The organism is Ruegeria sp. I3 (assembly GCF_056532525.1).
This window is the reverse complement of record NZ_JBQFNI010000005.1, coordinates 247,590-273,910: the sequence shown is the minus strand read 5'-3', so window position 1 is coordinate 273,910 and position 26,321 is coordinate 247,590. Positions and strand designations below refer to the sequence as shown.

General features: G+C 56.5%; 28 protein-coding genes and 2 tRNA genes. 21 read left to right on the top strand and 9 right to left on the bottom strand.

What is annotated here, in order from left to right:
• Window positions 1–3: 3 nt before the first annotated feature.
• Genes ACR0L9_RS15465 through otnC form a run of 5 tightly spaced genes read left to right on the top strand, consistent with a single transcriptional unit; the run spans window position 4 to window position 4,508 of the window.
• Window positions 4–1,515, top strand: coding sequence for a tripartite tricarboxylate transporter permease (locus ACR0L9_RS15465; protein ID WP_480896019.1), 1,512 nt, complete (start codon window positions 4–6; stop codon window positions 1,513–1,515).
• A complete protein-coding gene (locus tag ACR0L9_RS15460) occupies window positions 1,515–1,802 on the top strand; it encodes a putative quinol monooxygenase (protein WP_480896018.1) in 288 nt (95 codons plus the stop codon). Before ACR0L9_RS15465 ends, ACR0L9_RS15460 begins: the two co-directional genes overlap by 1 nt.
• The gene (locus ACR0L9_RS15455; RefSeq protein WP_480896017.1) at window positions 1,799–2,599 is read left to right on the top strand and encodes an N-acyl homoserine lactonase family protein; all 801 of its coding nucleotides are present in this window, start codon (window positions 1,799–1,801) and stop codon (window positions 2,597–2,599) included. The genes ACR0L9_RS15460 and ACR0L9_RS15455 overlap by 4 nt, the downstream gene beginning before the upstream one ends.
• A complete protein-coding gene (otnK, locus tag ACR0L9_RS15450) occupies window positions 2,593–3,870 on the top strand; it encodes a 3-oxo-tetronate kinase (RefSeq protein WP_480896014.1) in 1,278 nt (425 codons plus the stop codon). Before ACR0L9_RS15455 ends, otnK begins: the two co-directional genes overlap by 7 nt.
• Window positions 3,867–4,508, top strand: coding sequence for a 3-oxo-tetronate 4-phosphate decarboxylase (gene otnC, locus ACR0L9_RS15445; protein WP_480896012.1), 642 nt, complete (start codon window positions 3,867–3,869; stop codon window positions 4,506–4,508). The genes otnK and otnC overlap by 4 nt, the downstream gene beginning before the upstream one ends.
• A 412-nt stretch (window positions 4,509–4,920) precedes the next feature.
• On the opposite strand, the gene ACR0L9_RS15440 is transcribed toward otnC, so the two are convergent.
• Together ACR0L9_RS15440 and ACR0L9_RS15435 are read right to left on the bottom strand one after the other, a co-directional pair.
• Window positions 4,921–4,996, bottom strand: a tRNA-Ala gene (locus ACR0L9_RS15440).
• A gap of 137 nt (window positions 4,997–5,133) precedes the next feature.
• Window positions 5,134–5,457, bottom strand: a complete 324-nt coding sequence (locus ACR0L9_RS15435; RefSeq protein ID WP_170402007.1) for a TIGR02300 family protein — start codon at window positions 5,455–5,457, stop codon at window positions 5,134–5,136.
• Window positions 5,458–5,557: 100 nt separating this feature from the next.
• Here ACR0L9_RS15435 and ACR0L9_RS15430 point away from each other — a divergent pair, with 100 nt between their 5' ends.
• The 3 genes from ACR0L9_RS15430 to ACR0L9_RS15420 all read left to right on the top strand — a co-directional run bounded on the left by ACR0L9_RS15430 (window position 5,558) and on the right by ACR0L9_RS15420 (window position 8,170).
• Complete coding sequence (locus tag ACR0L9_RS15430; RefSeq protein ID WP_480439232.1) at window positions 5,558–6,250, top strand: M48 family metallopeptidase; 693 nt, start codon at window positions 5,558–5,560, stop codon at window positions 6,248–6,250.
• A gap of 30 nt (window positions 6,251–6,280) precedes the next feature.
• Window positions 6,281–6,928 (top strand): GntR family transcriptional regulator, encoded by a 648-nt coding sequence (locus tag ACR0L9_RS15425; protein ID WP_170395556.1) that lies wholly within the window; start codon window positions 6,281–6,283, stop codon window positions 6,926–6,928.
• Between the two features lie 111 nt (window positions 6,929–7,039).
• Window positions 7,040–8,170, top strand: a complete 1,131-nt coding sequence (locus tag ACR0L9_RS15420; protein ID WP_480896010.1) for a lytic murein transglycosylase — start codon at window positions 7,040–7,042, stop codon at window positions 8,168–8,170.
• 4 nt (window positions 8,171–8,174) lie between these two features.
• Here the strand turns inward: ACR0L9_RS15420 and ACR0L9_RS15415 are convergent, their stop codons facing one another.
• Window positions 8,175–9,137, bottom strand: coding sequence for an acetyl-CoA carboxylase carboxyltransferase subunit alpha (locus tag ACR0L9_RS15415; protein ID WP_170395560.1), 963 nt, complete (start codon window positions 9,135–9,137; stop codon window positions 8,175–8,177).
• 121 nt (window positions 9,138–9,258) lie between these two features.
• Between ACR0L9_RS15415 and ACR0L9_RS15410 the strand changes: the two genes are divergently transcribed.
• Window positions 9,259–10,092 (top strand): AraC family transcriptional regulator, encoded by an 834-nt coding sequence (locus ACR0L9_RS15410; RefSeq protein WP_480896031.1) that lies wholly within the window; start codon window positions 9,259–9,261, stop codon window positions 10,090–10,092.
• Between the two features lies 1 nt (window position 10,093).
• On the opposite strand, the gene ACR0L9_RS15405 is transcribed toward ACR0L9_RS15410, so the two are convergent.
• Entirely contained in the window at window positions 10,094–10,690 is a 597-nt protein-coding gene (locus ACR0L9_RS15405) for a LysE family translocator (protein ID WP_170395564.1), read from the bottom strand.
• A 72-nt stretch (window positions 10,691–10,762) separates the two neighbouring features.
• Between ACR0L9_RS15405 and ACR0L9_RS15400 the strand changes: the two genes are divergently transcribed.
• Both ACR0L9_RS15400 and ACR0L9_RS15395 read left to right on the top strand, forming a co-directional pair.
• Window positions 10,763–11,215 (top strand): Lrp/AsnC family transcriptional regulator, encoded by a 453-nt coding sequence (locus ACR0L9_RS15400; RefSeq protein ID WP_170733525.1) that lies wholly within the window; start codon window positions 10,763–10,765, stop codon window positions 11,213–11,215.
• 118 nt (window positions 11,216–11,333) lie between these two features.
• Window positions 11,334–11,912 carry a PA14 domain-containing protein gene (locus ACR0L9_RS15395; protein WP_170395568.1) on the top strand — a complete coding sequence of 193 codons (579 nt, stop codon included), beginning with the start codon at window positions 11,334–11,336 and terminating at the stop codon, window positions 11,910–11,912.
• 39 nt (window positions 11,913–11,951) lie between these two features.
• Here the strand turns inward: ACR0L9_RS15395 and ACR0L9_RS15390 are convergent, their stop codons facing one another.
• Window positions 11,952–12,914, bottom strand: coding sequence for an L-malyl-CoA/beta-methylmalyl-CoA lyase (locus tag ACR0L9_RS15390; RefSeq protein ID WP_480896009.1), 963 nt, complete (start codon window positions 12,912–12,914; stop codon window positions 11,952–11,954).
• A 295-nt stretch (window positions 12,915–13,209) separates the two neighbouring features.
• Between ACR0L9_RS15390 and dgcN the strand changes: the two genes are divergently transcribed.
• From dgcN to ACR0L9_RS15375, 3 genes are all read left to right on the top strand, one after another.
• Window positions 13,210–14,211, top strand: a complete 1,002-nt coding sequence (gene dgcN, locus ACR0L9_RS15385; RefSeq protein ID WP_170395572.1) for an N-acetyltransferase DgcN — start codon at window positions 13,210–13,212, stop codon at window positions 14,209–14,211.
• Between the two features lie 68 nt (window positions 14,212–14,279).
• Window positions 14,280–15,245 (top strand): N-acetyl-D-Glu racemase DgcA, encoded by a 966-nt coding sequence (gene dgcA / locus ACR0L9_RS15380; protein ID WP_480896008.1) that lies wholly within the window; start codon window positions 14,280–14,282, stop codon window positions 15,243–15,245.
• 10 nt (window positions 15,246–15,255) lie between these two features.
• A complete protein-coding gene (locus tag ACR0L9_RS15375; RefSeq protein ID WP_480896007.1) occupies window positions 15,256–16,116 on the top strand; it encodes a D-amino-acid transaminase in 861 nt (286 codons plus the stop codon).
• Window positions 16,117–16,161: 45 nt separating this feature from the next.
• On the opposite strand, the gene ACR0L9_RS15370 is transcribed toward ACR0L9_RS15375, so the two are convergent.
• The 3 genes from ACR0L9_RS15370 to ACR0L9_RS15360 form a co-directional block, all read right to left on the bottom strand.
• Window positions 16,162–16,476, bottom strand: coding sequence for a DUF1244 domain-containing protein (locus tag ACR0L9_RS15370; RefSeq protein ID WP_170512703.1), 315 nt, complete (start codon window positions 16,474–16,476; stop codon window positions 16,162–16,164).
• Between the two features lie 114 nt (window positions 16,477–16,590).
• Window positions 16,591–16,830 (bottom strand): DUF6868 family protein, encoded by a 240-nt coding sequence (locus ACR0L9_RS15365; protein WP_170626220.1) that lies wholly within the window; start codon window positions 16,828–16,830, stop codon window positions 16,591–16,593.
• Between the two features lie 87 nt (window positions 16,831–16,917).
• Entirely contained in the window at window positions 16,918–17,655 is a 738-nt protein-coding gene (locus ACR0L9_RS15360; RefSeq protein ID WP_480896006.1) for an N-formylglutamate amidohydrolase, read from the bottom strand.
• Between the two features lie 118 nt (window positions 17,656–17,773).
• Between ACR0L9_RS15360 and pyk the strand changes: the two genes are divergently transcribed.
• The 5 genes from pyk to rplT all read left to right on the top strand — a co-directional run bounded on the left by pyk (window position 17,774) and on the right by rplT (window position 22,228).
• Window positions 17,774–19,219, top strand: coding sequence for a pyruvate kinase (pyk, locus tag ACR0L9_RS15355; RefSeq protein WP_170395584.1), 1,446 nt, complete (start codon window positions 17,774–17,776; stop codon window positions 19,217–19,219).
• Window positions 19,220–19,462: 243 nt separating this feature from the next.
• The gene (locus ACR0L9_RS15350; RefSeq protein WP_170395586.1) at window positions 19,463–19,900 is read left to right on the top strand and encodes a universal stress protein; all 438 of its coding nucleotides are present in this window, start codon (window positions 19,463–19,465) and stop codon (window positions 19,898–19,900) included.
• Window positions 19,901–19,914: 14 nt separating this feature from the next.
• Window positions 19,915–21,465 carry an alanine/glycine:cation symporter family protein gene (locus tag ACR0L9_RS15345; RefSeq protein ID WP_170465878.1) on the top strand — a complete coding sequence of 517 codons (1,551 nt, stop codon included), beginning with the start codon at window positions 19,915–19,917 and terminating at the stop codon, window positions 21,463–21,465.
• A gap of 182 nt (window positions 21,466–21,647) precedes the next feature.
• Window positions 21,648–21,848 carry a 50S ribosomal protein L35 gene (gene rpmI, locus ACR0L9_RS15340; RefSeq protein ID WP_010443552.1) on the top strand — a complete coding sequence of 67 codons (201 nt, stop codon included), beginning with the start codon at window positions 21,648–21,650 and terminating at the stop codon, window positions 21,846–21,848.
• Between the two features lie 14 nt (window positions 21,849–21,862).
• A complete protein-coding gene (rplT, locus tag ACR0L9_RS15335; protein ID WP_008756009.1) occupies window positions 21,863–22,228 on the top strand; it encodes a 50S ribosomal protein L20 in 366 nt (121 codons plus the stop codon).
• Between the two features lie 331 nt (window positions 22,229–22,559).
• On the opposite strand, the gene ACR0L9_RS15330 is transcribed toward rplT, so the two are convergent.
• Window positions 22,560–22,649, bottom strand: a tRNA-Ser gene (locus tag ACR0L9_RS15330).
• Between the two features lie 334 nt (window positions 22,650–22,983).
• Between ACR0L9_RS15330 and ACR0L9_RS15325 the strand changes: the two genes are divergently transcribed.
• Together ACR0L9_RS15325 and ACR0L9_RS15320 are read left to right on the top strand one after the other, a co-directional pair.
• A complete protein-coding gene (locus ACR0L9_RS15325; protein ID WP_480896004.1) occupies window positions 22,984–23,910 on the top strand; it encodes a FecR family protein in 927 nt (308 codons plus the stop codon).
• 162 nt (window positions 23,911–24,072) lie between these two features.
• The gene (locus ACR0L9_RS15320) at window positions 24,073–26,193 is read left to right on the top strand and encodes a CHASE2 domain-containing protein (RefSeq protein ID WP_480896003.1); all 2,121 of its coding nucleotides are present in this window, start codon (window positions 24,073–24,075) and stop codon (window positions 26,191–26,193) included.
• Window positions 26,194–26,321: the final 128 nt, after the last annotated feature.

Sequence of the window (26,321 nt, the reverse complement as noted above, 5' to 3'; positions counted from 1 at the left end):
CGGATGGACCTTATCCTTTCGCAACTGGCTGGGTTTGGGACCGCATTCGTTGGTCTGGCAGTGGACCCGCTGACCTATCTGTATTTGATTGCTTCCGTGTTCCTAGGCATCACGTTCGGCGCATTGCCCGGCCTGACCGCAACGCTGGCAGTGACGATCCTGACGGGATTTTTCGGCAACAAGATCCCATTGGACTATTCGCTTATCGCTTTGCTCGGGGCCTATGTCGGCGCGATTTACGGCGGCTCTTACCCGTCTATTCTGCTGAACATACCTGGCACAGCAGCCAGCGCGGCGACTGCCATGGATGGCTACCCTCTGGCCAAAGCAGGTCGAGGGGGCGAAGCACTTGGTCTGACCACAACGGCCAGCTTTATCGGTACGGTTATCGGGACGATCACGCTTTTGATTTTTGTCTGGGCACTGCTTTTGGTTTCGAAGAACATCGCGAGTCCGGAAAAAGCACTCTTGGCTTTGTTTGGCATCCTTCTATCCGGCACACTTATGAGCGAGGATCTGGTGATCAAGGGATGGATCGCCGGTCTGATCGGGCTTGCAATGTCTATGGTAGGGCTCGATCCGCTTCTGTCTGAGCCGCGCTATACTTTCGGCTGGTCTTACTTATTGAGCGGGTTTCAGGTTGTGCCCGTTTTGATGGGGGCTTTTGCGATACCTCAAATCATCGACGGTCTAAGGCATGTTGAAGCCGGGAAAGTTCTGGCACTGAAGGGCCGTATTCTTCCAAACCTTCGCTCTATTCGACGCTACCTGCCGACCATAGGCCGTTCAGGGGTAATTGGGACCGGGGTGGGAGCGCTTCCTGGCGTGGGCGAAGATGTCGCCGGTTGGGTCAGCTACGGTGTCGGCAAGACCGTATCTGCTGAGGGCGACAAGTTCGGAAAAGGTTCATTGGAAGGTCTGCTATGCTCTGAAACAGCAAACAACGCCTGCATTGGGGGCGCGCTAATCCCGCTTTTGGTTTTGGGCATTCCCGGTTCGCCACCCGCCGCGGCTTTGATGGGGGCTTTCAAGATCAACAACGTGATCCTGGGCCCCACGATAGACCCCGAGATCATTCTGCGCGTAGTCGCAATCCTAGTGCTGGCATCCCTGACTATGTTCTTGATGGGCCTGTTCACTGCTCGGGTCTTTATCAAAATACTCGCCATACCGCAGACCATCTTCTTGCCGGTTGTGATGGTTCTGACAACAATCGGGTCCTTCAGCGTCGGTGGTGGCATCAATGATCTCTACCTGATGCTTGGTGTCGGCGCCGTCGCCTATTTTATGAACCTGATGAAGTACCCAATCGCTCCATTGGTCATTGGGGTTATACTGGGAAGCCTGTTTGACGAAACTTTCCGCCGATCGCTGTTCTTGTCGGACGGGGATCTTTCTGTCTTCTTTTCGCGACCCGGTGCGGCCATTCTACTTGTGCTCAACGTTGGTCTGATCCTCAGCCAACTGCCCATGGCAAAGCGCGCTTTCTTACGTTTGAAAGGACTTTCCGTCTGATGTTTGTGGTTACCGTCACCTTCACTCTCAAGCCCGGTACGAGAGAAACCTTTTTGCCGCTAATGGTCGAAAACGCTTCAACCTCTTTGCGTGAAGAACCCGGATGCCAGCAGTTTGACGTTTGCCTCGGCGACGATCCCGAGACAGTTTTTCTCTATGAGGTTTATGATGACAGCGTGGCGTTCTACGCCCACCTAGAAAGCGCGCATTTCCAGTCCTTCGATACGGCTGTGGCTGATATGATCGCCACCAAGACTGTTCAACAGTATTCCGAGGTCATCCGATGAACGATTGGGAAATTCACGCCGTGAAATACGCGGATCGCAATGCCCGCACTCGACGCGACAGCTTCATATTGGATGACAATCACGATGCACCTCACGCGATGGACTATTTCGTTTGGGTGCTCAAGCGTGGCAACAAAGTTATACTGGTCGATACCGGATACGACAGCGACGAGGCAGCCGCCCGTGGACGTCCCATTGTGATGGACCCACGCGAGGCTTTGCGCCCATTGGACATCATGCCCGAAGCGGTGACCGAGGTTATCGTGACCCATCTCCATTATGACCACGCTGGGGGGCTGCATATGTTCCCAAATGCGAAGTTGCACATGCAATCGGCGGAAATGGCCTTCGCTACAGGTCCCTGCATGTGCCACGACCACTTACGCGCGCCTTTCTCGGCGGGCCATATCTGCGAGGTCGTAAAGCGCCTCTATTCAGGCAAGGTCGTGTTCTACGACGGAGAGGCCGAGATAGCAGATGGGGTGACCGTACACTGTATCGGCGGGCATTCGCGGGGGTTGCAATGTGTTCGTGTAAGAACAGCAGCCGGGTGGATGGTTCTGGCCTCGGATGCCTCGCATTACTACGAGAATTTCATGGCGCGAAAAGCTTTTCCCATCGTCGTCGACCTGCAGGACATGATGGATGGTTTCAAGACCCTAGAGAGGTTGGCCTCACATCCTCGACTTATCGTGCCCGGCCATGATCCACTTGTGCGCGAGATTTTTCCCGTCGGAGCAGCACCGCACATCCATAGGCTGGATCCAGGGCCGACGAAGGACATTAAGATATGCTAATCGGCGTCATAGCGGACGATTTCACTGGTGCGAGCGACATTGCGAACACCTTGGCAAAGGGCGTCGAGCCGGAAGGTGGGTTAAGAACCGCGCAGTTTCCAGGTATTCCGGATACCCCGGCCGACAAAGAGATCGAAGCGGGTGTCGTCTCACTCAAGAGCCGCACCGCACCTGTCGAAGAAGCTGTTGCGGACGGCCTGCGAGCCCTGCGATGGCTTAAAGATCAAGGATGCCGCCAGTTCATCTTCAAGTATTGCTCGACCTTTGATTCCACTAGGCAGGGAAATATCGGCCCGGTTGCTGAAGCGTTGGCCAACGAACTGGGCGCGCAAAAGGTGGTTTTCTGTCCAGCCTTTCCGACAACGGGGCGCACCATCTATCACGGCCATCTATTTGTGCTCGGCAAGCTGTTGAACGAGTCCGGGATGGAAAATCACCCTCTTACTCCGATGACGGATGCCGACATCAAGCGTTGGTTGCAGTATCAGATCCAAGAAGCGGTTGGGTTGGTTTCAATTGACGCCGTGACGCAAGGACCAGAGGCGATTGCTACTGCTTTGCGGAACGTCGACGAACGCTTTGTGATCGGTGATGCGATTTCGGACGAGGATTTGCTGGCCTGGGGCGAGGCTCTGAAGGATGCCCAGCTCATTACTGGGGGGTCTGGGATAGCGCTGGGGCTACCCAAGAACTTCGTCAGAAAAGCTTCGTCCAAAAGAGGTGGCAGTGTATTCACAGGTATCGCTGGGCCCGCCGCTATCCTTGCAGGGTCTTGCTCAGGTGCGACCCGTGGTCAGATCGATGTTCATGCGAAATCCCATCCGACCTTCGCCATTGACGTTCCGGGTGTTATGTCCGGGGATGTGACTATGCAAACGCTTCTGGATTTCTTTGAAACGCATCCGGGTCAGGCACCGCTCGCCTATTCATCGGGAAGCCCGGATGATGTGCGCGCGGTACAAGGTCAATTTGGCCAAGAAGCCGTGGCGGAAAAGCTGGACAATCTCTTTGCAGATACCGCGCGCGAGCTTGCTCAGAAGAGCTACAAGCGATTGGTGGTTGCCGGAGGGGAGACGTCGGGAGCTGTCGCCAAGGCTGTCTCTGAGGCACTGGGGTCTCCGGCCATGTCACTAGGGCCAGAGATAGACCCGGGCGTACCAGTCTTGAGCGTTGGAAAAACTGAACCCATTGCGCTGGCTCTAAAGTCTGGAAACTTCGGCGCTCCGGACTTTTTCGCTAGGGCGCTCAAAATGATGGAGGCCGGCAAATGAGTTCTAAAGAACAGGCGCTGCGAAAGCAGATGTCGGACCTGTGTGCATCGCTGTTTGCGCGCGGATTTTCCGTCGGCACTGCGGGCAACGTCTCTGCACGTCTGCACGACGGCATCCTCATGACACCAACCAATTCCACCTTGGGCGATATCGACCCCGAGCGTATCGCCAAGATCGATTTGAATGGCAACCACGCCTCCGGGGATAAGCCGACCAAGGAAGTCTTTCTGCATCAGGCTTTCTATGAGACGAGACCGGAAGCGGGTGCCGTGGTGCATCTACATTCGACCTGGGCCACCGCACTGTCGTGTCTGGAAGACACCGATCCCAATGACTGTATTCCACCGCTTACACCATACATGGTCATGCGCGTAGGCACAGTCAAACTGGTTCCATACGTCAAGCCGGGCGATCCGAAATCTGGTGATTTGATCCGTGAACTGGACGGCAATTATAGTGCTGTTCTGCTGGCCAATCACGGACCCGTCGTATCGGGAAAGGATCTGTTTTCAACGGTCTCTGCAGCAGAAGAGCTGGAAGAAGCAGCCAAATTGCTCATGGCCTTAAGAGGGATGCCAACCCGCATGTTGGATGCAGTACAGGTGGCAGAACTCAAGGAGACTTTCGGAACGGTTTAGGCCGACACCGAAATGGGGAGTTCGCAAACTTTTGGGCAAACCGTGAAAAACTATGCGTAAGTAGCACGCAAAGTTATGAGCAATCTTCCAAGATTTCCTTTACTGAAATCAATGCCGGAAATGCAACATTATGGGAGCACTTACAGCGGTTTGTAGGTGTACCCATAGCTTTGCATTTCGTTTAAAGATTTGCATCTTTGGCCCATAACCCTAAGCACAGCAACCATACATTGATCTTGGAGTTCGAAGGTAATTGCTTGCCTGGTAAATTCTTGGTTGGTCCCCAGACGCAATCGTAGTTCCTGTAGCCCAATTGCAAACGTCTGCTTCGGGCCCTGAGTTCCGCTTCGGCCCCAAAGGAAAATCCTGCTGCCAAAAAGGAAGAACTATGGGTGGCGGATCAAAAGTGAGATGGTGGAGCCTAGGGGAGTCGAACCCCTGACCTCTTGCATGCCATGCAAGCGCTCTCCCAACTGAGCTAAGGCCCCATAAAGGTACCGTCGTAACGGTGGACGGACGTTTATGAGACGCCGTCGATGAGTGCAAGTCCTAAAATCGGAATCGGCAAAAAATTCAGACCGACTTCGCGGACCGGGTCGAGGCGGCGGGGCCGCCTCGGGATCCATCAGTTTTCGTCTTCTGACGACATGTCCTTGATATCGTCGAGTGAAACGTTATCGCCATCGTCATCGTCGTCCAGCAGATCATCGTCCAGTTCGACATCGACGTTGTCGTCATCATCCAGAACGATGTCTTCGTCCGACGACGCTTCGCGCGCCTTGACCGATGCGGCATCTTCAGCATCCGCGGCGATCATCCGGCTTTTTCCGGTGTCCAGCTCCACGACCTCGCCCGTATAGGGGCTGACGATCGGGTCCTTGTTCAGGTCGTAAAACCGTTTGCCGGTTGTCGGGCAGACACGCTTTACGCCCCATTCTTCCTTGGGCATATCAAATCCCCTTGATATCAGGTGAATCTCATCAATGATTCAGGTCACCTGCCACATGCGGCAGGCACTGTCAAAGCCTTTGCGCAAAGGAGGCCCACCTATGGGGCGACACGCATTGCCCGGAACGCCTCCGGTGCCACTGACACTGCGCAGATCGGCGCGCGCACGGCGGATCAGTTTGCGAATTTCCCAATTGGATGGGCGGGTTACGCTGACCTACCCGACAGGGGTGGCTGAAGCCGAAGCGCTGGATTTTGCACAACAGAAAGAGGGTTGGATCCGCGGGCACCTGCAGGATCGACCTAGCCTTGAAGCAGTCGGCGTAGGGCAGTTCATTCCGATCGAGGGTACGGCTCGGCGAATCGTTTCTGCATCGGGTCGGAGGGTCTTGCTGAGTGGCGATGCGATCGGGGTTCCGCCCGGTGCCGAAGCACGGCGACTAGCGCGGTTTCTAAAAGAGCTTGCCCGTGATCGTCTGACCGGTGCGTGCGATGATTACGCGGCGATGCTGGGGCGGTCGTACAGTAGCCTTACTTTGCGCGATACGCGTTCGCGCTGGGGGTCGTGCAGTTCTGCGGGCGGGTTGATGTTCTCGTGGCGGTTGATCCTCGCCCCGACAGAGGTTCTCCATTATGTGGCCGCGCATGAAGTGGCGCATCTTGCCGAAATGAACCACTCACCTGCGTTCTGGGCGCAGGTCGAGCATATTTTTGGCCCTTACAAAGAACCACGCCGCTGGCTGCGAGACAACGGGGCTGAACTGCACAGATATCGCTTCGACTCCGTCGCTTGACCTCAGCGCGATTTGTGATCACATAAACTCATGTTAACCTCACGCCCCGCCGAGTCTCATACGGCAACCCATGATCGCGTTTATCGCGCCCTCAGATCCCGCATCATGCATGGAGAGATTGCCCCGGGGCAGGCGTTGACACTGCGCGGGATTGGCAAGGAATTCGGTGTGTCGATGACTCCGGCGCGCGAGGCGGTGCGGCGTCTGGCGGCAGAAGGTGCTTTGTTCCTGTCCACCTCCGGTCGGGTATCAACGCCGGAACTCACGCGCGATCGGATCGAAGAGCTGGCGGCGCTGCGCGCGCTGCTTGAGGTTGAACTGGCCAGCCGGGCCCTGCCGCGCGCGCATATGGCGCTGATTGACCGGTTGCAAAGCATCAACATGGCAGTGGCCGAGATGGTCACGAAACGCGATGCGGTGGGATATATCCGTGCAAATCTGGAATTTCACCGCACGCTGTATCTACGCGCACAGGCCCCTGCGATGCTTGCCATGGCCGAAACTGTCTGGCTGCAGCTGGGTCCCACGATGCGTGCCCTATACGGTCGGTTGCGGAGGACCGAGCCACCGCACTACCATCGTCTGATCATCGCAGCGCTCAAGGCCGGGGATGAGCCTGGGTTGCGACTAGCAGTGCGTTCGGATGTGACCCAGGGCTTGCGGCTGCTTGTGACCTGAGCGGCTTGTTGCCCATCTTCCAATTCAGTTGATTTCGGATGTCGCTTTGCTGGCTTGAGCGACCGGGCTGCGCTATTCTGAACGCAAATCACAACAAGAGCAGATTTAACCATGATTAATCGAAGAGTGTTTTCCTTAGGGCTTGGTTCAACCCTGTTGACGGCCTGTTCCACAGGCACCGCACCCAACAGTGCCCCGGCTTCGCGGATGCGTGCGGTTCCGAACGCAGGATGGGATGCCTGGGTGGCCAGTTTCAAAAATCGGGCAGCGTCGCAGGGCATTTCACAGACGACCCTTAACCGAGCGTTTCAAGGCGCCGGATATCTACCCGATGTGATCGAACGCGATCGCAATCAGGTCGAATTCAAACGCTCGCTTGAGGATTATCTGGCGATTGCTGCCTCGGATGAACGGATCAACACTGGCAAGCAAATGCTTGTACGGCATGCAGGAACCCTGTCGCAGATCGAAGCCCAATACGGTGTCGACAAGGAGGTCGTCGTGGCTGTTTGGGGCCTGGAAAGCCGTTATGGTGCACGGCGGGGCGATGTGCCGGTGATCTCGGCAACGTCGACTCTGGCCTATGACGGGCGGCGCGGAGCGTTTTTTGAGAAGCAACTGGTGGCGGCGCTGAAGATTATTCAAGAGGGCGATACGACCCCGACTAACATGACCGGCAGCTGGGCCGGAGCGATGGGCCACACACAGTTCATTCCGACGTCCTACCTTGCTTATGCAGTCGATTTCACCGGCGACGGGCGGCGCGATATCTGGTCCGATGACCCAGCAGATTCACTTGCGTCAACGGCTGCTTATCTGGCACGTGCCGGTTGGGTGCGAGGGCAGCCTTGGGGCGGTGAAGTCGGCACGGTTTCGGGCACGCCGGCGGCAGTGCTGCAACCGCAGACGCCCGGCCCACGTATTTCTGTGTTCCGCAATTTTCAGGTGATCAAGCGCTACAACAATTCGGACAGCTACGCGATCGGCGTAGGTCATCTTTCTGATCGCATTGCTGGCGGCGCGCCGTTCCAAGCGTCATTCGGGCCGGATGCGACCGGTTTGACGCTGGAGGATCGTAAAGAACTGCAGCGCCGCCTGACATCCGCGGGCTATGACACACAAGGCGCAGATGGTGTTATCGGCAAGAATACTGAGGCGGCAATTAGCGCCTACCAGCGCGCCAACGGGTTGTCCGTGACTGGCCAGCCTTCGGTGGCTCTGTTGCAGCGGTTGGGTGGCTGACGGGTTAAGCCGCCAGCCCTTTCGAACCGATATCCAGGAACTTCTGACGGCGGTCCTTGATCAGGGCTGCCGCGTCTTTCCCATCAAGCTCTTCCAGCATCGAGGCAATTGCAGACCGCACGGCTTCGACCGCCGCCGGGCGGTTGCGATGTGCACCGCCCTTGGGCTCGGTGATGATGTGGTCACAAACGCCCAGCTTGTGCAGATCCTGAGCGGTAAGGCGCAACGCTTCGGCGGCCTCGCGCATTTTTTCGGCATCTTTCCAAAGAATCGACGCGCAGCCTTCGGGCGAAATCACCGAGTAGACCGAATGCTCCAACATCGCTACGCGGTTCGCAGTCGCAAAGGCGACCGCGCCACCAGAACCACCTTCGCCGATGATTACGGACACCAAAGGAACGCCAATCTTTAGGCACATCTCGGTTGAGCGCGCGATCGCCTCGGACTGGCCACGTTCTTCCGCCCCCTTGCCGGGATAGGCCCCAGCTGTATCGATCAAGGTGATTACCGGCAGGCCAAAGCGGCCCGCCATTTCCATCAGGCGTACGGCCTTGCGATAGCCCTCGGGGCGGGCCATGCCGAAATTGCGTTCAATCCGCGATTTGGTATCGCTGCCTTTTTCGTGGCCAATCACCATGACGGGTTGATCGTTGAACCGCGCCAGACCGCCAATTACCGCCAGATCGTCGGCAAAGTTCCGGTCACCTGCCAGTGGGGTGAATTCGGTAAACAGCGCATCCACGTAATCGTTGCAGTGTGGACGTTCAGGATGACGCGCCACCTGACATTTCCGCCATGGGGTCAGATCGGCATACAGCTCGTCCAGAAGCTTGGCGGCCTTGGCATCCAGCGCGGCGGCCTCTTCCGTCACATCCATTTCTTCATTGGCACGGGCCAGCGCGCGCAGCTCTTCAGCTTTGCCTTCGATCTCGGCCAGCGGTTTTTCGAAATCCAGATACTGGGTCATGACGCCTCTCAACGCGGAAGTTCCCTGCTATATGACCAAAGGTGGTCCGGGATGCAACTCAGCAAGATTTGTGGTCGCGGAATATGCGACCACGGACGGGCAAAGAGAAGGAAGGATACCGATGGCCGCCAGCTACGAAGATCGCGTGTTGCACGTGTTGGCCTACATCCATGATCACCCCGCCGGGGATCTGTCGCTGGATGCTTTGGCCGAGGTCGCAGCCATGTCGCGGTTTCACTGGCATCGCGTGTTTCGCGCCATTACTGGCGAGACCTGCGCGCAGGCCACCCGTCGGATACGCCTGCACCGTGCCGCCTGCTGGCTGGTGCAAACAGACAGACCGGTTACGCGGATCGCGACCGACATTGGCTATCCGAACCAAAAATCCTTTGCGCGGGCCTTTTCCGAGGCCTACGGCAGCAGCCCCACCGCGTTTCGACGTGCGGGGCAAATACTGCCGGCCCATCCAATGTTCAAAACCGGAGGATATCCGATGCATCCCGTAACAACCCGAACCGAACCGTCTCGCCGAGTCATAGCGCTGCCACATAAAGGGGCGTATGCCGAGATTGGCCGCAGCTTTGAGGCCTTTGGTGCCCTGTGCGAATCCCGCAAACTGTGGCCGCAAGTCGGCCCGATGATCGGGCTGTATCTCGACAGTCCGGACGATGTGCCCGAGGATGAATTGCGCAGTTTTGCAGGTGCTGAATTCTGCGGTGATGATACGCCCGAGGGGATGGAAGACCTTGAAATTCCGGGTGGCAAAACAGCGGTGCTGACCTTCAAGGGACCTTATTCCGGCCTTCACGGCGCGTATCAGGCATTATTTGGCAATTGGTTGCCCGAGTCTGGCGAAGAACCTGCGGACCATCCGTGTTATGAGATTTATCTCAACGATCCACGAGAAACGGCCCCCGAGGATCTGTTGACCGAAATTTGCCTGCCGCTCAGGTAACCTAATTCGGCCACAGCACCGGATAGAGCGAGGCCACAAGCAGGGCCGCCATCGTCCAGTTGAATGCCAGCAATCGGTGCGGGTTCGTCAGGATTCGCGCCATTTGCTGTCCAAGAACCGTCCAGGTGCTGACCGAGGGCAGGTTGATGGCTCCGAACACCAGCGCGACCAGCAGAATCGCGTTGATCGTTTGGTCGGGCGCATAGGCGGCTGTCGCGGTCAACGCCATCGCCCAGGCTTTTGGGTTCACCCATTGGAACGCTGCAGCCTGCAGGAACGTCATCGGGGTGCCTGCAGCATCGGCACCTTTGGCGGGCGCTGCGTGGGCGATTTTCCAGGCCAGATACAGCAGATACAGAACCGACAGTACTTTTAACACGGTATGACTGATCGGATACCGGTCAAAGATCTGAACCAGACCCGCCCCCACCAGAAGCACCATAAAGGTAAAGCCCAAACCAATGCCCAGCATATGCGGGATTGTCCGGCGAAAGCCGAAATTCGCACCCGATGCCATCAGCATAAGGTTGTTAGGGCCTGGAGTGATTGACGAGACAAAAGCAAACGCGATCAGGGCCATCAGGATATCGTAGGTCATGGCTGCATTTTCTCGCTGAACCCGGCAAATGAAATTGCGTATTCGTGCGTTCTAAGGCTAATGTCGCAATAAATGGCGAAGATTGATCAGATCAACCAACAAATATTGCACGAACTTTCGCGCGATGGCCGCGTCAGCAACCTCGATCTTGCCGAGCGGGTGGGCCTGTCCCCATCCGCTTGCTTGCGCCGGGTGCAGGAGCTTGAGCGGGCAGGGGTCATTTCCGGCTACCGAGCGGTGCTGAACCCGGCGGCGCTGGGGGTGGGTTTCGTTGCCTATATCGGCGTTGGTTTGGGCGAGCACACAAAAGCGGCGCAGGAAGGGTTCGAAAGGGCCTTGCAACAAGCGCCCGAAGTGGTGGAATGTCACAACATCACCGGCACGATCGAATACCTGTTACGGGTCGAATGTGCCGATCTGCCTTCCTACAAAACCTTCCACACCGAGGTGCTGGGTACACTGCCGCATGTGACCTCGATCACCTCATATGTTGTGATGGGATCGCCTAAGGATATGCGTGCGTGACCATTAAAAAGTGATTTTTAACCATCTTGCGAGGTCAAAGTTCAGCGCCTAGTGTCATCTCAACAGGATCGTCGGCAGGGATTAACCCCGAAGCAGGCGCAAATTCAGGGAGTAGACCATGACATTTTTCCGCACCGGAGCGCTGGTGGCTGCCTTGGCAATGTTTGCCGGCGCTGCGACAGCAGCACCTTTGAAGTTACAGCCAGCTAGCCCTCAGCCCAGCCCAAAAGCCGGTTTGAACGTAAAATACAGTTGGGAAGGTAACCCGCCTCGCAAAATCCAGAACCTCTCGAAGGTCAATCATCTGCTGAAAAAGGCAAAGCCGGGTCAGCCCCTCCGAGGTTTGGACTACAGAGACACGAACGAAGGTGATCCTGTCCTGACCTACAATCAGGCGTTCAATGTTGCCGCGGAAATCAGCGGATATATCCGGTTTGATTCACCCGGAGTTTACGAGCTTGAGACCTGGTCGAACGATGGGATTGACGCCTGGGTCGGTGGTCAGCAGATCGGCTATGTCAACGGCCGTCAGGGCTGCGAAGCCAACCAACGCACCGAGGTCGAGGTGCCGCAGGCGGGTTGGTATCCAATCAAAATCAAGTATTTTCAGAAATACGGTACCTCGTGCCTGATGATGAAATCAGGAAAGAAGGGTGAGCGTTTCACATGGACACCAAACAATGTATTTGGACGCTGATCAGATCGATTGGGGCGCTCAGCTGAGCGCCCTTTTTTCTTAGTTACCCGCCGCGATTAATTCCGCCTGCGCCACAATAACCTCGGCTTGCTTAATCGAAGCGATATCGACCAAACGCCCTTTGTAGACCGTCGCGCCTTCACCGTTGGCTTTTGCCTGTTCCATGGCGGCCAGAATCTCGCGCGCTTCGGACACTGCTTCATCCGACGGTGTGAAGACCTGATTGGCCAATGCGATTTGCTTGGGGTGGATGGCCCATTTGCCGACCATCCCCAGCGTGGCAGACCGTTTGGCCTGCGCGATATAGCCCTCATCGTCTGAGAAATCGCCAAACGGGCCGTCGACAGGCAGCACGCCATGAGTCCTGCAGGCGGCGACAATTGCGGCCTGCGCCCAGTGCCACGGATCGGACCAGTGCTTCTCACCCTCGCGCAGCATATAGTAGTTTTCCTGCGTACCCCCGATGCCGGTTGTTTGCATGCCCATTGAGGCTGCAAAATCTGCGGCACCAAGGCTCATGGCCTGCAGGCGCCGGGATGAGGCTGCGATTTCTTCGACATGCGCCAGTCCGGCGGCAGATTCGATGATCACTTCGAATGAAATTGGCTTGGTTCGGCCCTTGGCGCGCTCGATCGCGGTGACCAGCGCGTCAACTGCATAGACATCCGCCGCGCAGCCTACCTTGGGGATCATGATCTGATCCAGACGGTCGCCTGCCTGTTCCAGCACATCAACCACGTCACGGTACCAATAGGGTGTATCCAGCCCATTGATCCGAACCGACATGTATTTATTGCCCCAATCGACTGTGTTCAGCGCCTCGATTACGTTAGCGCGAGCGGTATCCTTGTCGGAAGGAGCCACCGAATCTTCTAGATCCAGATTAATGACGTCTGCAGCTGATGCAGCCATCTTGGGAAATAGCTTGGTGTTCGAGCCCGGGCCAAACAGTTGGCAGCGATTGGGCCGGGCCGGAGCGGCAGGTTGGATGCGGAAGCTCATTTGGACCTCATGAGAGTAAGGAAATTGCGTTTAGGGTTGGTCATGGGATATTAAATTGCGCAATGCTGCGCAAGCGTGATTGTGCATATGCGGCAATGCGTATGCAGCATGATTGAAGATACTGGCAAAATGGGGTGCTTAAAGTTTGATCAGTTTAAAAACTTCGAACAATCTTGTGCAAGAAAGCCCAAATACGCAAAAACTTCCCGCTGTGGGCGGGCAGGCAAGAAGAATTTGAGAAACCCTCGTCAAAACGGTTCTCTAGCTTAAGCCAGAATCAAAGGAGTGCACCGCAATGATCGAGACACCGTACCTGTTGTTTTTGGGCGATGCGCCCGACTTGTTGGCGGCCAAAGTGGCCATTGGTATCCGCGACTGGCGTCCTGAGAATGCCGTGGGTCAAATAAGGCTGGATGGTTGCAAGACTGATTTGGGTCTTACCGAAATGACACTTGCCGAAGGTAAAGCTGCTGGTGCCAAGACTCTTGTCATTGGTGTTGCCAACCGGGGTGGTGTCATCAGTGAGGCCTGGAAAGAGGTTCTTATCGCAGCGCTGGAGATGGGTTATGATCTGGCGTCGGGCCTGCACAACCTGCTGCGCGACGAAGGCGATCTGGTTGCTGCGGCGCAGACTCACGGCTGCACGTTGCACGACGTCCGTGTGCCGACCGTAGGATATCCTATCGCAAACGGCCGCAAGCGTACCGGTAAGCGGTGCCTGGCCGTTGGAACCGACTGCTCTGCCGGCAAGATGTACACTGCGATGTCCATGGACGCTGAAATGCGCAAACGCGGCATGAAATCCACCTTCCGGGCCACCGGTCAGACCGGAATTCTGGTCACGGGTCAGGGCGTTCCGCTGGATGCGGTTATCGCCGATTTCATGGCGGGATCCGTTGAGTATTTGACACCGGACAACGATCCGGATCACTGGGATCACATCGAAGGGCAGGGCTCTTTGTTCCATGTGTCCTATTCTGGCGTGACCATGGCGCTGATTCATGGCGGTCAGCCCGACGCGCTGATCCTGTGCCACGAGCCGACCCGGACCCATATGCGAGGATTGCCTGAGTATTCGCTGCCGACGCTGGAGCAGTTGCGCGACACAGCGCTGCCGCTGGCGCGTGTTGCTAACCCGGAATGCCAGGTTGCGGGCGTGTCGATCAACACCCAGCATCTGAGCGAAGACGACGCACACGCATACATCGCCAAGGTTGAGACCGAGATGGGTATCCCAGCAACCGATCCTTACCGGTTTGGTGCCGGTAAACTGGTGGATGCGCTGGCCGCACTGTGATCTAAGCAGGTTGCCGATCGCCCCTTGCTGTCGGCAACAGACATCACTTTCGATGAAAGGTTGAACGCGTGCAGATTGACGTTTCCCGCGATGTATTTCGGCTGGCGCAGGTATTCACTATCTCGCGCGGCTCACGGACCGAGGCAAAGGTCCTGACGGTTCGGATCTCGGATGGTGTGCATCATGGTTGGGGCGAATGCGTGCCCTATGCGCGCTATGACGAAACGCTGGATTCAGTCGAGGCCGAGATTGCCGGCCTGCCCGACGTATTCTCTCGCTATTCCCTGATGGATCTGCTGCCTGCCGGCGCGGCTCGGAATGCAGTGGATTGCGCGCTTTGGGACCTTGAGGCGAAACGCTCCGGCAAACGGGCGTGGGAGCTGGCGGAACTTGCCGCACCGGGGCCTGAAGTTACGGCCTATACTCTTTCCCTGGACACTCCCGAGGCAATGCAGGCACGGGCGGCAGAAAATGCGTTCCGACCCTTGTTGAAGATCAAACTTGGTACACCGGACGACATGCCTCGGCTTGAGGCCGTGCGGGCTGGTGCGCCGGACTCCAAAATCATTATCGACGCCAATGAGGGTTGGTCTGCTGAAGTGTACGCCGATCTTGCGCCGCATCTTGTGCGACTGGGCGTTGCTCTGGTTGAACAACCTCTGCCAGCCGGTGAGGATGATGCGCTGATCGGTATGGATCGTCCGGTGCCGGTATGTGCCGACGAATCCTGTCACGATCGGGCCAGCTTGCCTGCGCTAAAAGGCAAATATGATGTGGTGAACATCAAACTCGACAAGACCGGCGGTCTGACCGAGGCGCTGGAGCTGCGCAAGGCCGCGCTGGCCGAGGGCTATGGCATCATGGTCGGATGCATGGTTGGAAGTTCGCTGGCCATGGCACCTGCAACGCTGGTGGCGCAGGGCGCGATGGTGACGGACCTTGACGGACCGCTTTTGTTGGCAGAAGACCGCGACACACCCCTGATTTTTGATGACGCCGGAGTGCATCCGCCCAAAGCGGCACTTTGGGGCTGAGGAGAAGAACATGACCCGCACCGTTTATGTAAATGGCGAATACCTGCCTGAAACCGAGGCAAGCGTCTCGATCTTTGATCGAGGTTTCCTGTTTGCAGACGCCGTCTACGAAGTGACCAGTGTGCTGGATGGTAAGCTGGTCGATTTCGAGGGCCACGCGGTGCGGCTGAAACGCTCGCTGGACGAGTTACAGATGGCTGAACCCTGCAGCAAAGAAGAACTTCTGGAAATCCATCGCAAACTGGTCGAGCTGAACAACATCGAAGAAGGTCTGATCTATCTGCAGGTTTCGCGCGGCAGTGACGGCGACCGGGATTTTGTGTTTCCGTCAGCGGATACCAAGCCTACGCTGGTTCTGTTCACGCAGAATAAGCCAGGTCTGGCCGACAGCCCCGCGTCGAAGAAAGGGGCCAAGGTCATTTCGATCGATGACATCCGTTGGGGCCGCCGCGATATCAAAACCGTGCAGCTGCTGTATCCGTCCATGGGCAAGATGATGGCGAAAGCGGCTGGCTGTGACGATGCCTGGCTGGTTGAAGATGGCTATGTCACCGAAGGCACCAGCAACAACGCCTATTTCGTCAAGAACGGCAAGATCGTCACCCGCCCGCTGTCCAACGACATTCTGCACGGCATCACCCGCAAGGCGGTTCTGCGCATGGCAGCCGAGGCGCAGATGGAGATTGAGGAACGCCTGTTCACCATCGACGAGGCGAAAGAGGCGGATGAGGCCTTCACCACTTCCGCCAGCGCCTTTGTCATGCCGGTGGTTGAGATTGATGGCGTGGCACTGGGTGATGGCACGCCGGGCCCGATTGCCAAACGCCTTCGCGAGATCTATCTGGACGAAAGCCGAAAGGCCGCAATCTAAACCAAATGCCCGCAAGTATGGCGGGCATTTTTCGTTTTCGGGGCGTCAGCCTTTTTTCGTGACGTTCTCTTCAAACGCGACCTTGAAGGCGGCTTGTTTCTCGGCGTTCGCTTCGGTCTGGTAGTTGGCCTTCCACTCATCCATGCTCATGCCATAGAAAATCTCGCGCGCTTCGTTTTTGTCCATGTCGATGCCCTTGGCATTGGCGGCTTCCTGATACCAGCGCGACAGGCAATTACGGCAGAACCCGGTCAGATTCATCATATCGATGTTCTGTACGTCGGTGCGATCCTGCATCAGATGCTGCTGCAAACGGCGAAACGCTGCGGCCTGAAGTTCGATTTCAGTTTGCTTGTCCATTGTCGGGCTCCGAATGATTGTCTTGCGATCTGGACCTGACCTAGCAATCCGTGGGCCATGTTACAACGAACAGGAGGGGCCCTAAGGCCCCTTGGAACGTCAGGTTTGGATGCTTTATGCCAGCTTGAGGGCCAGCCACGGCACAAGGCAAAAAATGATTGTCAGGATTTTGTAGTTCGCAAGATACCTGAAATAGGCCCTCTTTACGTCGGCCCGCTCCATTTGGAACATTCTGCCATGTACGCCTGCGATCCAGTCCTGCATGATGATGATCATCAGCGTGCTTAACAACAAAACCGCAATGTTAAGGGCGGTCATCCAGCCGAAGACAGTTGTCAGGAATTCCTGAGTCATGGTCGTCTCCTTTCCCTTAATATATGGGTGTCAGTATATTGGCTCACAATATTTCGAGGATCGGAAGCGGCATGAAGTGACCTTAAGTCATAGTCCGCTATCGTTCAGTGCATCTTGCAGAATAACGGCCAATCGTTCGGCCCAGCTGCGTTGCCCGTAATGATCCGCAATCAGATCATTACGCAGCTCGATCAGTGCATTAGGACGGCCGAAACTGCTGCAATGCTTGTCGATCGCATCGCCGGGTAGCACACCTGTATAGGGTTCATTTACCCCAACGCACAGATCATCCTCGGCGTTCAACCGGTTGATCAGCGGGCGCGAGAACCGCTCATCCGGTGTGTGCAAGACGCCGATGTGCCACGGCCGAGGATCGCGGCCACGGAGCTGGCGCGTAAAGGAATGCATCGAGATGATGACCGCATGCGGCAGGGCCGCAAGCTGTGCCAGCGCATCGTGATAGGGCCGGTAACACATATTTAGACGACGCTCACGCTCGGTCGCATCTGCGTGTCGGTTACCGGGGATGATCGAACCGTCATAGAGCTTCATCAGCAGCGTCGGATCGTCCTCGCCCCGGTTGGGGTCAATTACGAGGCGCGAGAAGTTGGCTGCGATTACGGGGGCGTTCAGGACCTCACCCAGATGCTTTGAGACCTCGTAGGCGCCCACGTCATAAGCGATATGGCGTTCCATATCTTCGCGCGGCAGGCCCAGGTCTCCGCCGTTGATATCGGGCGGCACCATGTTGGTGGCGTGGTCGCAAGTAATCAGCCAACGCGACGGGCGATCCGCGCCGTGAACAAAAAACGGAGAGTATGTCATGAGCCTGTCATCTTGTTTGCCGCAGGTGTAGGACAGTTGCGTTGGAAAGGGAATTGCGCAATAAGCAGCCTGAGCAATGTTTGCGGTAACATTTACGCGTTTGAGGAGAGCCTGATCAATGCGACGCCTGAGAAATGTGAAAATCGTGGCGACGCTGGGACCGGCGTCCAATGACTATGACACCATCCGAGCGCTGCATGAGGCCGGGGCCGATGTATTCCGGCTGAACATGAGCCATGGCAGCCACGATGAGATTCGCGAGAGGCACCGTATAATCCGGCAGATCGAAAAGGATCTGGAAAGCCCGATCGCGATTCTGGCCGATCTGCAGGGGCCAAAGCTGCGCGTTGGCGTGTTTGCAAATGATGCGGAAGAACTGGAGGAGGGCGCCGCATTCCGTCTGGATCTTGATCCGGCAGCCGGGGATATCACCCGGGTCTGCCTGCCACATCCCGAAATTTTTGCCGCATTGGAGCCAGGTGCGCGCCTGCTGGTCAATGACGGAAAGATTCGTCTGATCGTACAGGATTGCGGTCAGGATTTTGCACATTGCACGGTCGAAGTCGGCGGCACGATCTCGAACCGCAAGGGTGTGAACGTGCCTGACGTGGTGCTGCCATTGGCAGCGCTGTCGGCCAAGGATCGCGACGATCTGGAATTTGTCTGCCAACTGGGTGTGGACTGGTTGGCGCTGAGCTTCGTTCAGCGTGCCAAGGATGTGTTCGAGGCGCGCGCACTGGCGGATGGCCGAGCATCGATCTTGTCCAAGATCGAAAAACCTGCTGCGGTCGAAGCTTTTGACGATATCCTTGACGCCTCAGACGGGATCATGGTTGCGCGGGGTGATCTGGGCGTCGAACTGCCTGTTTCGGCAGTCCCCCCGATCCAAAAACGTCTGGTGCGTAAATGCCGTACAGCCGCGAAGCCTGTGATTGTCGCAACCCAGATGCTGGAAAGCATGATCGAAAGCCCAATGCCCACACGGGCCGAGGTTTCGGACGTGGCCACCGCGATCTACGAGGGTACCGATGCAATCATGCTGAGTGCTGAATCGGCTGCTGGTTCTTATCCCATCGAGGCGGTTCAGACGATGAACAAGGTTGCCATCGAAGTTGAAGCTGACCCAACCTACACTCAGATTATTGCCGCGTCGCGTACCGCCAAGGGTACGACCATCGCTGATGGTATCGTGGCTGCGGCACGCGAGATTGCCGAAAAGACTGACATCAAAGCCATCTGCTGCTTCACTCAAAGCGGGACCACCGCCTTGCTCACCGCCCGTGAGCGTCCCGGTGTGCCTATCATCGCGATGACCCCCGCCACCGGCACCGCCCGCAGGCTTTGCCTGAGCTGGGGTTGTCATTGCGTCTTAACCCCTGAACAAGAGCGGTTCAAAGGTGCGGTCGTCAGCGCCGCTCGCGCCGCCCGTTCGGGTGGTTTCGCCGCTGAGACTGATCAGATTGTGGTCACCGCCGGCGTCCCTTTCAATGTTCCTGGCACCACCAACATCTTACGTATAGCCCCTTGTGATGAACGGCTGATCTACAACACTGATCCGGGCTAAGCCCGGATCACCACTACTAATTTCAGTTTGATACAAAGCGCATGCCTAATATTTAGGCATATAATAATATTTATTTACAGTGCCTTAGAAGTTTGAGGGTTGTATCCAGAAATAATCTCTCTGTTTTTGCGTGTTTTTTCGGGATACTTGCCCTTAGGGCGGTCTACTCAAGCAAGTTCCAGGTTCCGGCTGCCCTGCCGGGGGCGAGGGCCCCGGCCAAAGCAACAATAACGGAGGAACGGCATGACAACGAAAATTGTCATAGGACTGGACGGGACAGAAACCGGAGAACGCGCGATCGCCTTTGCCAAAGACTTGGCCGGGCGTATCGGTTCATGCGAGCTTCTGGCGGTTTACGTCATCGAATGGTCTCCTTTCACATTCCAGACACCAGAAGAGAACGCCCTGCGCCACAAACGGCGCGAAGAAGAGGTTGCGTTAGCTACGTCACGGATCATCGAGCCAGCGGTCGAGGCGTTGAAGGCTGCAGGATTCGAGGCGCGCGGCATCGTCCGTCACGGAGATGTGGCGGAAACGCTGAATGCAATCACGGTTGAAAACGGTGGCTCCCAGATCGTTGTGGGTCGGGCCTCGGCAGATGGGTTTAAAAAACGCCTGTTTGGCAGTTCGACCCAGAACCTTGTCATGCACGCCGATGTTCCGGTTACGGTCGTGAACTGAGGGGAGAGATTATGATGAATATTCAGAACAAACTGAGTCTGGCAGCACTTGCCGCTCTGGTTGCGAGCCCCACTGCCGCACAGGAGGCGGTCGGGTTGGACGATAAAATCAACCAGGCCTTTGCTGATTTCACCGGGCCTTTCGTCAGCTTTATTTTTGCCCCGTTTCCGGGCACCGGGTTCCCTTGGATCGTGGGTTGGCTGGTGATCGCCGCGACCGTCTTCACGCTTTATTTTGCCTTTGTACAATTGCGTTTCTTCGGTCATGCGATCAGCCTTGTGAAAGGTGACTATTCTGATCCCAATGATGCGGGTGAAGTTAGCCACTTTCAGGCGCTGGCAACGGCGCTGTCCGGTACAGTTGGCCTCGGTAATATTGCCGGTGTTGCGGTCGCCGTCGGTATCGGCGGGCCAGGTGCAACTTTCTGGATGATTGTCGCAGGCCTGTTGGGCATGGCGTCGAAATTCACCGAATGTACGCTGGGTGTGAAGTACCGCAACGAATATGATGACGGCACCGTTTCTGGTGGTCCAATGTATTATATGTCGAAAGGGTTCAACGAACTGGGCCTGCCGGGCGGTAAAATTCTGGCCGTTCTGTTCTCGATCTTCTGCATCCTTGGCGCGCTTGGTGGGGGCAATATGTTCCAGGCCAATCAGGCGCATCAGCAGATCGCAGGCATCGTCGGAGATTACCCGGGCTGGATCACTGGCCTGGTCTTTGCAGGCATCGTCTTTGCAGTGATCGTGGGCGGCCTGAAATCCATCGCGCGCGTGACTGAGAAAGTCGTTCCTTTCATGGGCGTGATGTATGTGGCCGCGGCGCTGGTGATCATCCTGATGAACGCGGATCAGATCGGTTGGGCCTTTGGCCAGATCTTCGCAGGAGCCTTCACCGGTCTTGGTGTTGCTGGCGGTATGGTCGGCGCATTGATCCAGGGCTTCCGGCGTGCGGCGTTCTCGAACGAAGCGGGCGTTGGTTCTGCGGCGATTGCCCACTCGGCGGTTCGCACCAAAGAACCGATCACCGAGGGCTTTGTGTCTCTGCTGGAGCCGTTCATTGATACGGTTGTGATCTGTACCATGACCGCGTTGGTGATCATCATCACGCAGCAGCTGATCGTCGATCCGGAGACCGGAAACTATATGCTGAACGAAGCCGGTAATGCCATCGCAACGGTTGACGGAAACTCGGGCGTCAGCCTGACTTCAGCCGCCTTTGGCAGCGCGTTCAGTTGGTTCCCTTACGTTTTGGCAATCGCAGTAGTTCTGTTCGCCTTCTCGACCATGATCAGCTGGTCCTACTACGGCCTCAAGGCCTGGACCTACCTGTTCGGTGAGGGTCACACCAAGGAACTGGTGTTCAAGGTCATCTTCTGCATCTTCGTAGTCATCGGTGCAGCGGCTAACCTTGGCCCCGTTATCGACTTCTCGGATGCGGCGATCTTTGCCATGGCGGTTGTGAACGTCTTCGCGCTCTACTTCCTGATGAAAGTGGTACGTCAGGAACTGGCGTCCTACGCCGAACGGCTGAAGAGTGGCGAAATCCGCAAATTCGAACATTAATCCAAACTACCGGGGCGGCGCGCGTCGCCCCGGTGCCTAGCCAGCCTGCAAAAAGCGCAGATTCTGGCCCAAACCCCCTTGCCAGTATGACCGAACTTGCGTAAACGGCGCTTCTGATCGCGTGACCGGCCGAGATGGCATGCCGAGTCGCGTTTGAAACCGAACCCCGAAAGGAGACGGAAATGCCTAAGATGAAGACAAAGTCGAGCGCCAAAAAGCGCTTTAAGGTGACTGCGACCGGTAAGGTCCTTGCTGGCCAGGCCGGCAAACGGCACGGCATGATCAAGCGGACCAAGAAATTCATCCGCGACGCCCGTGGCAACACCACCCTGTCCGCCCCCGACGCCAAGATCGTCAAGGGCTACATGCCCTACGACCGCTAAGAGGAGATTAAGAGATGTCCCGCGTTAAAGGTGGAACCGTAACTCACGCCCGTCACAAGAAGGTCATCAAGGCTGCCAAAGGTTACTATGGCCGCCGCAAGAGCACCTTCAAGGTTGCCCGTCAGGCCGTAGACAAGGCCAACCAGTACGCAACCCGCGACCGCAAGAACCGCAAGCGCAACTTCCGCGCGCTGTGGATCCAGCGTATCAACGCCGCTGTCCGTTCGCATGACGAGGCACTGACATATTCCCGCTTCATTAACGGCCTGAACCTGGCCGGTATCGAAGTGGACCGCAAAGTTCTGGCCGACTTGGCTGTGCACGAACCGGAAGCGTTCGGCGCGATCGTCGCCAAAGCACAGGCCGCGCTGGCTGCCTGAACCTCTTTCGAGAGACAGTGAATGAAAGGCCGTCCCAGTTGGGACGGCCTTTTTTTGAATCCGTAACGGGTGTCGATTTTGCCAGCTTGCTAAATTTAGCTCTCTAGGGCGATGAAGATAATTATCTCACCGCCTCCAACATCCTGGGCTGAATTGTACTGCAGACAACGCACCAAGCTCCGGCATCAGGGTGCAATGGTTGATGCGACCGATCCAATCCGCCTTGAGAATTGGTAGTGTGCAACGCCCGTGAAATGTCGTGAATTCAGTGAGATGATCTTATGAGATCGTTCAGACCATGGCAGGCATCGCAGGTGATGCCCGGTATGGGTGGCGGAGACGAAGGGATTCGAACCCTCGAGACGGTTTCCCGCCTACTCCCTTAGCAGGGGAGCGCCTTCGACCACTCGGCCACGTCTCCGCTGGCCGGTATATCCTTGCCTGTCATCCAGATACAAGGCGATTTTCTATGTCTGGAAATTTTTTCTGAATACCGATGATCAAACCCACAAGAAGGAGCGCTGGGGCTACCGGAAGCAGGGGTGCGAAACCCCCGAAATGCTGAAAAACATGCAAAACCTTGCCAACTCCACCTGTTCTGGCGCATATTTGTCTAGTTTTAAGGCTCTAATAACTATTCAGATTTAGCTTTCTGAGGCGACAGATATCGGGCGTGGGGTGTTTGGCACCCTGGTAGGTACCTTTTGGGGGAAGGGGACTTGGGTTTGGCCTGGTTGAAATTGTTTTGTGTTTTCTTGGTTCTAGCGACGCTGCCTGCGTCGGCCATCGCATCAATCGGAAAAGTGCTCAGTGCTAAACCGGGCGCGGATATTATCCGGGCCGGTAAAAAGATACGCTTGCGTGAAGGGATGGATGTTGTTTCAGGCGATACTATTTCGACCGACAGATCAGGCGTGGTTCAATTGGTGTTTGTAGATGAAACCAAGATCGCGGTTGGTCCGAACGCGCGAATGATCCTGGATGTCTCGATGCTGCGAGGCAATCGGAAGGCAAAAAACTTCACCGTGCAGGCGCTGGGCGGCAGTTTCCGTTTCATTTCGGGCAAAAGCAGAAAGCGCGCTTATTCGATCAAAACGCCCGATGCCACCATGGCCGTGCGGGGAACGACATTTGACATGTGGATTACATCCGGCAGCCAAAGCGCGATGCTGGTTATCGAGGGCACCGTTCAGATGTGCGGCCGACGCGGGTCATGCCGGTCGGCAAGCCGACAGTGCAGTCTCTTTGCGACCGGTTCGGGCGGTCAGGTGGGGCGCCCGGTAGATCAGGAGCAGTATGACAAAGCGCTAAAAGGTGGTTTCCCCTTCATACGCTCGCAAACGCAACTGCTGCCACCGTTTCGGGTGAGTGCCGAAGGGTGCTCGGGCAGACAGGCTCAGGCCCTAAAGATTGAATCTGAAAGGCCAGAGCGGCGTGAAGCGCGGCGGCAAACGGAACAAGGTCGTTCTGAGGTGTCGGCGGCCCGCGAAAGCGGGCGATCCGAAGCGCCAGACCGGGCCTCAGCCAGCGCCGAAGGGCGTTCCGGGACATCAGCGCGCGCAGGTGTAAGCGCCTCGGGTGAAACGAGAACATCCGTAAACGCATCCAGTGGAGATAGCGGTGGATCGGGTGTCAGGGCAACGGCGACGGCAGGTAACGCTTCAGCGATAGCTGGTTGGTAGCATCAGGTTACATATATTTTCATGTTCCCCTGCGCCTGGAAGGTGAACGTGGTGGGTAAGATAAGTGACAAAATTGGGCATCGATTAGTATTCAGGCTTGTAGGCTTGGGGCTGATCTTGATGGGCTGCTTCATTAGGGTCGCGGATCCGTATCCCGTTCAAATGTCCAGATTGATTTACTTCGATATCCTGCAGCGGATTTCACCACGGGCCTACAACCCGGATCTGCCGGTCCGCGTAGTAGATATTGATGAAAGGTCTCTGGCAGAATGGGGCCAATGGCCATGGCCTCGTACCCTGTTGGGTCAGATGGTCGAACGATTGGGCGAATACGGTGCCGCTGCGATTGCCTTTGATATGCTGTTTGCCGAGCCCGACCGATACTCTCCGATGCGACTGTTGCAAGACCCGACCTTGTCCGGACTATTGCAGGTGGATCAGGCCGCGATCGATCTGGACAATGACGTCAGATTTGGGGACGAAGTTGCGAAATGGCCAGTGGTTCTGGGTGTGGCAGCCCGGCAAACCGATAGCGGTTCGGCCATTGTACCGAAGGCGGGGTTAGTCGAAATCGGAGAGAACCCCGCAGCTGGCCTTGTCAGCGTTGCCCACTGGACCTCTCTGGCGCCGCCATTGGGGGAAGAAGCGGCCGGGATCGGGGGTGTTAATGTTTCGCCCCAAGGAAGTTTGGGTGTGGTGCGACGGGTCCCTGTGCTTTGGTCCGGGCCTAACGGTGTATTACCTGCGCTTGGGGTTGAAGCCCTGCGGGTGGCCATGGGCGAATCCGTTTATTTTGCCGAAGGATCGCAGGACGAGATCGGCATCATGCTTGAGGTTGGTCTGGGTGATTTTGTGCTGCCGACCACCGAGAATGGCGAGATTTGGGTGCGTTACAGGCGGGACAATCCTGGCCTCTATCTGTCGGCCGATGATGTCATGCGTAGCGGTAGTGATCCAACGCTTCAGTCAGAGATAGAAGGACGGATCATTCTGGTCGGCACCTCTGCGGCGGGCCTGTTCGATATGCGCGAAACGGCACTGGGTGAATCTGTTCCCGGTGTTTCGATTCACGCCCAGATTATCGAACAGATCATCCTTGGCGATGTGCTGAGCAGATCGGATGTTACCTCTGCACTTGAGCTGCTGGCGTTCGTGATCCTGGGTGTCGTTGTCACAGTGGTCATGTCCAACTATGGGGCGGTCGCTTCTTTTGCTGCAGGCGGTGTTGCCGCATCGGCCGTAATTGCCATCAGTTGGTTGGCGTTCCAGAACCAGTCGGTTCTGTTTGATGCGACCTTCCCTTTGGCCGGAGGTATGGCCAATTTCGGGCTTCTGGCCGGGTACCTCTTTGTTTCGACCGAGCGGGAGAAGCGGGTGATCCGCCAGACTTTCTCGCATTATGTCGCACCGGAAATCCTCGATGAGATGGAGGCCAATGGGCATCAACTGCAATTGGGAGGTGAATCTCAGGAGATCACGGTGATGTTTTCGGACATTCGGGGCTTCACGCCATTGTCCGAGTCTGTATCAGCCACCGATCTGGTGGCCCTGCTGAATGCGCTGTTCTCAGAGATCGGGGATCAGATTCTGGTCGAGCGTGGAACGATCGACAAGTTCATCGGCGATGCGGTTATGGCTTTTTGGAATGCACCGCTGCCCGTGGATGACCACCCGTGCCGCGCTGCCTTGGCCGCGCTGAAGATGCGCGGCGCGCTAGATAAGTTCAACACTTTGCCCATCATGCGCGGGCGTCCTCCCATCGCACTGGCGACAGGCTGCGCAACCGGAGCCGCCTGCGTCGGCAATATCGGCTCGCGGCGCCGGTTCAATTACACAGTAATCGGAGATGTGGTGAATGTGGCAGCGCGGATCGAACAAAACTGCCGACATGTGGATTATGATATTCTAGTCTCAGACTCTATTCGCCGTGTCACCAATTCTGATCTTGCGCTGCTAGAGGCGGGCTTCGTGGATTTGAAAGGTAAAAGCGAGCCAGAGCCTGTTTATGTACTGGTCGGAGATCGGGAAGTTGCAGGCAGTGCATCGTTTCAAAAGCTGCAGACCGCACACATAGGTCTACTAGAGGCGATACGCGCACGGGAGTCACAGACCGTAGTCGCTGGATTGTGCAAGGAATGTGCCAAGCATGCGATGGCGGTTGAGCCAGGTTTGGCATCATTCTATCGCGCGCTACCGGGGCGCATGGCGGATTTCCGATCAGAGGTGCTTCATGCGCGACCGGTGTTTAGTCATCATCATGGTCTGCGCGAAGGTGCAGAGTAAGTACTTCGCCATATGCTTTGGAAAAGAGAACGGGGCGCTGTTGAAAATCAACTGCGCCCCGCCGGAAGTATCAATCTCGCCCCCTCGAATACCATCTAAAACAACACGGGCTAAAACTTTCGATATAT